General features: G+C 66.5%; 1 protein-coding gene. It reads left to right on the top strand.

The genetic code is table 11. From position 1 onward, the window contains the following. On the top strand, positions 1-214 hold a 214-nt coding region (locus HX773_RS25525), incomplete at its 5' end, for a hypothetical protein (protein ID WP_218168369.1). Between the last annotated feature and the right edge of the window lie 132 nt (positions 215-346).

Raw genomic sequence — 346 nt, 5'->3', positions numbered from 1 at the left:
GACCCTACCCGAAGCGGTGCCGAGAACCCCGGTGTTCGCCCTGCGCCTGAATGAACAACGGGCCCTCTTGAGTTTTGCCGAGCGCCAGGGCGAACTGTCCGCCGAGCGCGTCGATGAACTGGCCGGCCTCCTTGCCCCGGCGCTGCGGGTCCCGCCCTCCCTGGCCGTGACCGAACTGAACGGCATCGCCCGTGGTCTGTTAGGCCCAACATGAAACAGAGCCTCTTCGAAAGCCGCCATCAGCCCGAGTGGCAACAGTTCGCTCACCTGCTCGAACAGCTGGAACGCGGCAAGGCCAAGGCCGACACCTCGACACAGTTCCCCGCGGCCTATCGGCGCCTGTGCC

Source organism: Pantoea sp. B9002, assembly GCF_013385945.1.
Taxonomy (GTDB): domain Bacteria; phylum Pseudomonadota; class Gammaproteobacteria; order Enterobacterales; family Enterobacteriaceae; genus Pantoea.
Note: the sequence above shows the minus strand (reverse complement) of the source record. Positions and strands in the feature narration are given on the sequence as shown.